Source organism: Arenibacter amylolyticus, assembly GCF_002150785.1.
GTDB classification, from domain to species: domain Bacteria; phylum Bacteroidota; class Bacteroidia; order Flavobacteriales; family Flavobacteriaceae; genus Arenibacter; species Arenibacter amylolyticus.
In genome coordinates, this window is the sequence record NZ_MTAZ01000027.1 from 25,267 (window position 1) to 31,444 (window position 6,178).

4 protein-coding genes and 1 pseudogene are annotated in these 6,178 nt (G+C 40.5%); 2 read left to right on the top strand and 3 right to left on the bottom strand.

The features are described 5' to 3' along the window. Window positions 1-35 precede the first annotated feature (35 nt). On the bottom strand, window positions 36-914 hold the full coding sequence (locus tag BV214_RS11260; protein ID WP_086477608.1) for a DUF4382 domain-containing protein: 879 nt from the start codon (window positions 912-914) through the stop codon (window positions 36-38). Window positions 915-1,369: 455 nt separating this feature from the next. Here BV214_RS11260 and asnA point away from each other — a divergent pair, with 455 nt between their 5' ends. After that, window positions 1,370-2,413 (top strand): aspartate--ammonia ligase, encoded by a 1,044-nt coding sequence (gene asnA, locus BV214_RS11265; protein ID WP_086477609.1) that lies wholly within the window; start codon window positions 1,370-1,372, stop codon window positions 2,411-2,413. Between the two features lie 111 nt (window positions 2,414-2,524). On the opposite strand, the pseudogene BV214_RS11270 reads toward asnA, so the two are convergent. Together BV214_RS11270 and trpB are read right to left on the bottom strand one after the other, a co-directional pair. Next, a pseudogene (locus tag BV214_RS11270) lies at window positions 2,525-2,728 on the bottom strand (glyoxalase); the annotation flags it as partial. A 94-nt stretch (window positions 2,729-2,822) separates the two neighbouring features. Then, entirely contained in the window at window positions 2,823-4,022 is a 1,200-nt protein-coding gene (trpB, locus tag BV214_RS11275) for a tryptophan synthase subunit beta (protein WP_086477610.1), read from the bottom strand. 366 nt (window positions 4,023-4,388) lie between these two features. On the opposite strand from trpB, the gene BV214_RS11280 reads away from it, so the two are divergent. Beyond that, window positions 4,389-6,056, top strand: coding sequence for a formate--tetrahydrofolate ligase (locus BV214_RS11280; RefSeq protein WP_086477611.1), 1,668 nt, complete (start codon window positions 4,389-4,391; stop codon window positions 6,054-6,056). Window positions 6,057-6,178: the final 122 nt, after the last annotated feature.

The window sequence follows — 6,178 nt, forward strand, 5'->3', positions numbered from 1 at the left end:
CGCAGATTGCACCTTTCTTATAAAAACGGTTACTATTAATTCCCTTCCTGCGTGCTGTCTATCTCCAACATAAAGTCAAGGATAGTTTTATTAGCTGCGGTTATTTCTGCCTCCAGGGTGTCGCTTGGCATATAACCATTTAACGCTGTTACAACCCTGTAGTCGCCCGCGTCTAGCCCCATAATGGTATAGTTGCCATCTACATCGGAGAATCCAGTAGTATTTAAAGTATCGGCAGCAAATACGGAGATCTGTGCTCCTTCTAAGGCCACTTCTGTTGAATCCTTAATTGTTTTTACCATTCCTGTTAGCGTCCCTGCGGTGGATAAATTGCTGGCCTTTATCACGGGCTTAAAGTTGAATCCGGTGATACCATCTACTTTATTGGTGCTACCTTTGGCAACAAAAGAACGACTCACGTCAAAATCTAATAGCAGATCGGAAGAGAGTCCGCCCTTAACCGTAAGACCAGGTTTTATAAAGACCTTTATCCCTGTCTGCTCGCCGCTAGGTACTTTTAGATCGTAGGTAGTGCCATCGGTAAGAACCACATTCACCCCTTTTACATAAACACGCACAAGGTCGTAAACCCCTACCGGAACCTCTAGGTCTACCAAAGTCTCCGTAACCCCATTGGTTAATTCCAATAGGTTTACCGGCACTTCTTCCTCCATAAGAACTACAAAAGGAGAACCATCGTTTTCCTCGGACGTTTCGCCATCCTTACTTTTATTTCTGGCATCTATCTTAAATACGGTTACATTAGCCTCTGCAACCAGATGATGTGGAAATGGAGCATCCGTTAGGTGAACGGACAACCTACCCGTATCCGAGCCTGCATCGTTATTATCGGTACATCCAATAGTGAGGCTTAAAAATGCAATGGTAAAAATTAAAATTAAATTCTTTTTCATTTTGTTCTTTTTCGTTAAACATTAAATAGTTAGTTCAATCCCCCTAAAAGGAACATTGGATAACTATAACCACCTACCCCTATGGTTACCCTACCTAATAATCGACATTTTTTTGTAGAAAGCTCTTTAAGGAGTTTAAAGGAGGTGGAGTTTTTTATTAGAATCTTAGGTGGAATCGTATAAGTTAGCATTCTGAGAGTGTTTTGGAGTGATGCCTAAATCCTTATTAAATAAACGTCATGCCTATGTAAAATCGTACTTAGGCAGAAATTTAAAATTACCCTGAATTAGGCTTGTAGTAGGTATCTCTATGGTTTAAAGGGAGGATGTCCATAGAACTTCACCATTTATCATTCCACTCTGTTTTGATTTTCACGCTATTTATCGCACTTTTGCGTTTTATTTTACACTTATAACACGGCGAGTCGCTAATCATCTAATAAATTATTACCAGAATGGATTATAAATTACAAATCCCAAAAGGATATACTCCTCAATTAAATATACAAGAGACAGAACAAGCAATTAAATTGATTAAAGATTTTTTTGAGCTTAGTTTATCATCCGAATTGAGATTAAGAAGAATCACGGCACCTTTATTCGTGAAAAAAGGATCTGGTATTAATGATGACCTTAGCGGTATAGAACGCCCTGTTACCTTTCCAATAAAGAGCATGAACGATGAAGAAGCCGAAATTGTTCATTCACTGGCCAAATGGAAAAGACTTGCTTTGGCGCAATTAGACATTGAGTCGGGTTACGGAGTATATACGGATATGAATGCCCTGCGTCCGGACGAGGTTTTTTCAAATATCCATTCCATCTATGTAGATCAATGGGATTGGGAACGAGTAGTTTCTGAAGAAGAAAGAAACTTAGATTTCCTTAAATACATTGTTAGGAAAATTTACAGCATTTTTAAAAGGGTAGAATATGTGGTATACGAGCGTTACCCACATTTAAAGCCGGTACTTCCAAGGGAAATTACGTTCATTCACACAGAAGAATTAGCAGCACAGTATCCTAACCTTTCATCCAAAGAAAGAGAAACAGCAGTCACTAAAAAATATGGAGCCGTATTTATAATCGGAATTGGCGGAGTGTTGGCAGAAGGGGAAAAACACGATGGAAGAGCTCCTGATTATGACGACTGGAGTACAGAAACCGAAAATGGGCTAAAGGGGCTAAATGGGGATATCCTTCTTTGGAATCCTATGCTAGAAGAAGCTTTGGAGCTTTCCTCTATGGGAATTCGCGTTGATAAGGATGCCCTTAACAAGCAATTAGCGATTGAAGGTGCGGAAGATAGAAAAGAATTAATGTGGCATAAGATGCTTCTTAATGATGAGCTTCCGTTATCCATTGGAGGAGGAATAGGTCAGTCCCGACTATGTATGTTCTTCTTGAAGAAAGCGCATATTGGAGAAATTCAGACCAGTATCTGGCCAGAGGAAATGATTGAAGAATGTAAGCAGGGAAATATTCCAATTCTACGATAGGGATTCCACGCTTTAAAATACTATAAATGGCTGTCGATATTATTTGGCAGCCATTTTTGTATTCGCTGAGATCTAGCACGCGTGTGGTGCTTGCCCGCCTGCAAAGGGGGCTTACTCTGAATAGGCGCCAGAAGTATAGGTTAATTCATAGCTATGAGAGTAAATTTCAAATACGATTCCGAAAGGATCTTCCACATAGCACATTCTATAGGGCTTGTCATCTGGATAATACGATCTTATAGGCATTCTTTGTTTCCCACCAGCAGCAACAATCTTGTCTACTAATTCTTCAATATTTGGATCATGGATACTAAAAAAAGCACTATTGAAGTATTGTTGATCACCAAAAAAATGGTTGAAAATGTCTTCAATAGCGCTTTAAATTGAATATTTTAGCTAAGACGGCTGCTTATTCGGGCAGACCATACGTATCTACAACATAGTCGATATCCTTATCGCCCCTACCACTTAAATTAACTAAAATAGATTTTTGAGGTTGTTCCTTAGCTAGCTTTAAGGCGTAGGCCACGGCATGAGAGCTCTCAAGCGCGGGAATAATACCTTCTAAGCGACTTAGTTCATAGAAAGCATCAATGGCTTCCTTGTCGTTAATAATATCGTAATTAACCCTATTATTATCTTTTAGCATACAGTGTTCTGGTCCCACGGCCGGATAGTCTAGACCACTGGCTACCGAATATACGGGAGCTGGTTCTCCTTTTTCGTCCTTTAGCATATAGGATTTAAAACCATGCATTACCCCTGGGGTTCCCAAGGTCATGGATGCTGCATTCTCCCCATATTCCATGGAGCGTCCCGCGGGTTCTACACCATGTATCTTGCACTCTTCATCATTAAGGAAAGCGGAGAACAACCCAATGGCATTACTACCACCTCCTACACAGGCAACCACATTATCTGGTAATTCACCCGTCATATCGTAAAATTGTTCACGCGCTTCAATCCCGACAACGCGTTGAAAATCGCGCACCATCATAGGAAACGGATGAGGTCCTACCACAGAACCAATGCAGTAAATGGTATTTTCAGGGTCTTTTAGGTAGGCTTCAAAAGCGGAATCTACCGCCTCTTTTAAGGTTTTAAGCCCGTGTGTAGCGGGAACAATAGTGGCCCCTAATATTTTCATGCGCACCACATTTGGGTGCTGTTTTTTAATATCCACTTCCCCCATGTGTATTTCACACTCTAAACCAAAATAAGCGGCAGCGGTAGCCAACGCTACCCCATGTTGGCCTGCACCTGTTTCTGCTATAAGCTTCTTTTTGCCTAGGTGTTTGGCTAGCAGGGCTTCACCCATACAGTGATTTAGTTTATGAGCGCCTGAATGGTTTAAGTCTTCACGCTTTAAATAAATGCGTCCTCCGTATTTTTCGGATAAACGAGCGCAATAATATACGGGAGTTGGACGACCTTGGTAATGTTTGCGTATGCTGCGCAGTTCCTGTATAAAATTATGCGATTTACTAATGGTATGGTAAGCATCCGTTATCTTTTTCATTTCAACTTCTAGTGATGGCGGAATAAAAGAACCACCGTACTCACCGAAAAAACCTTCACTATTAGGATATTTTTTAAAATAATTGCTCATGAAAATATTTTTAATCAATTAATATCGTAAATATGGATAAAAATAAGCACTTTCTTGCTGCTACGCTACCCGCAATAAGTTTTTCAGGGATGAATAAAAATCCATTGATATTTTTCTTCCAACATTCTTACTAAATTTTAGGGAAATATACTTTAAGCATAAGGGGGTGTATTACTAAATACTGATCCAACTTTTGGTTAAAGGCTAGCGGATCCTTCCACTGCGATTGCTACATTAATAAGGCGTTTTTTCTCCTCCCGCTATGCTCAAAGTGGCCTGGCAAGTACGGGAGGAGGGTGATAATTGTCATAAAACCTGACTTGCTAAAACTTTACTTTTATGTCACATTAAATAAGGTTTATTCATATGACGGAAATACAAATTGCACAAAGCGTTACCCCCAAGCATATTAGCGAAATCGCAGCGAAAATGGCAATTCCGGAAGAGAAGCTGGAGTACTATGGTAACGACAAAGCAAAACTTCCTATAGATATTATTGATGAAGAAAAAGTAAAAAAGAACAATCTCATCTTAGTGACTGCAATTACACCTACTCCACCTGGCGAAGGAAAGACTACTACTTCCATTGGGTTGGTAGATGCATTAGGCTATCTAAAGAAGAAAGCGGTGGCAGTAATTCGCGAACCTAGTTTAGGTCCAGTCTTTGGCATAAAAGGGGGTGCTGCTGGGGGTGGTAGGAGTCAGGTTATTCCCATGGTAGATATTAATCTGCATTTTACGGGGGATTTCCATGCCATTGAAAAAGCAAATAACCTTCTTGCAGCGCTTATCGATAATAACATTCAAAGTAAAAAGAGAAGCCTTGGGATAGATCCTAGAACCGTAGTTTGGAAACGGTGTATGGATATGAATGATAGGGGATTAAGAAATATTGTGGCAGCACTTGGTGGAAAAGCTGGTGGTATACCCAGGGAAACGGGGTTTAATATTACGGCAGCATCCGAGATTATGGCGATTCTTTGCTTGGCCACCGGTTTGGAAGACCTAAAAGAAAAATGTGGGAACATCTATGTGGGTGATACCTGGGAAGGAAAGGCTATATATGCGAAGGATTTAAATGCCAATGGTGCTATGGCGGTGCTATTAAAAGATGCGATAAAACCTAATCTAGTGCAAACCCTGGAAGGTAATCCCGCCATTATCCACGGAGGGCCTTTTGCCAATATTGCGCAAGGGACCAATTCTATTGTGGCTACAAAAATGGGGATGACATTAAGTGATTATACTATTACTGAAGCCGGATTTGGGTCCGACTTAGGGGCTGAGAAGTTTTTGAATATTAAGTGTCGCGCAGCAGGTATATCTCCTAAAACCATTGTTTTGGTCGCAACTATCAGAGCTTTAAAGTATCATGGGGGCAAATCATTAAAAGAAATTACACAAGAAGATGTAGCAGCACTAAAGAAGGGACTACCTAATTTGGAAGGACATATTGCTAGCCTAAAAAGTTTTGGAATTCCCATGGTTGTTTCTATAAATGCTTTTAAAACGGATACCAAAGCGGAAATGCAAGTGGTAGAAGCCCACTGTAAGAAATTAGGTGTTCCCGTTGCTTTGAGTTATGGGTGGGAGAAAGGGGGGAAAGGGTGTTTAGATCTCGCCGAAAAAGTAATTGAGATGGCCAGCACCTGTAGTAACGAATTTAATCCTACCTACCGTCTAAAGGACAGTTTGCAAACCAAGATGGTAAAAATTTGTAGAACCATTTATGGGGCGGATAATGTTGTTTTAAGTAATCTGGCTATTTCCCAATTACGCAAATATGAAGCCATGGGGTATGGGAATTTACCAGTCTGTATGGCAAAAACAGAAAAAAGTTTTAGTGATGATAAAAAGCGATTAGGCCGACCAAAGGACTTCGATATCCATATTAGGGAGTTTGAAATAGCAACAGGAGCTGGGTTTGTTATTCCTATTGCGGGTAATATGTTGCGTATGCCTGGATTGCCTGCTACCCCGGCTGCTGAGAGCATCACTATTGATGGGAATGGCACTATAGCGGGGTTGTTTTAAAAATATTAAATCGGGACGCATAAGCTAACTGCTTTTGAGGATGTATTATGGGCGTGATATTGGTAATAGCAGAGTGGTTGCGGGACTAGACCATAAACTGTGTAAGTAGTAAATAGAGGGTA

What these genes read in the sequence shown, in the direction of transcription:
- BV214_RS11260 (WP_086477608.1), bottom strand. Translation starts at nt 914, where the DNA reads ATGAAAAAGAATTTAATTTTAATTTTTACCATTGCATTTTTAAGCCTC.
- asnA (WP_086477609.1), top strand. Translation starts at nt 1,370, where the DNA reads ATGGATTATAAATTACAAATCCCAAAAGGATATACTCCTCAATTAAAT.
- BV214_RS11280 (WP_086477611.1), top strand. Translation starts at nt 4,389, where the DNA reads ATGACGGAAATACAAATTGCACAAAGCGTTACCCCCAAGCATATTAGC.
- trpB (WP_086477610.1), bottom strand. Translation starts at nt 4,022, where the DNA reads ATGAGCAATTATTTTAAAAAATATCCTAATAGTGAAGGTTTTTTCGGT.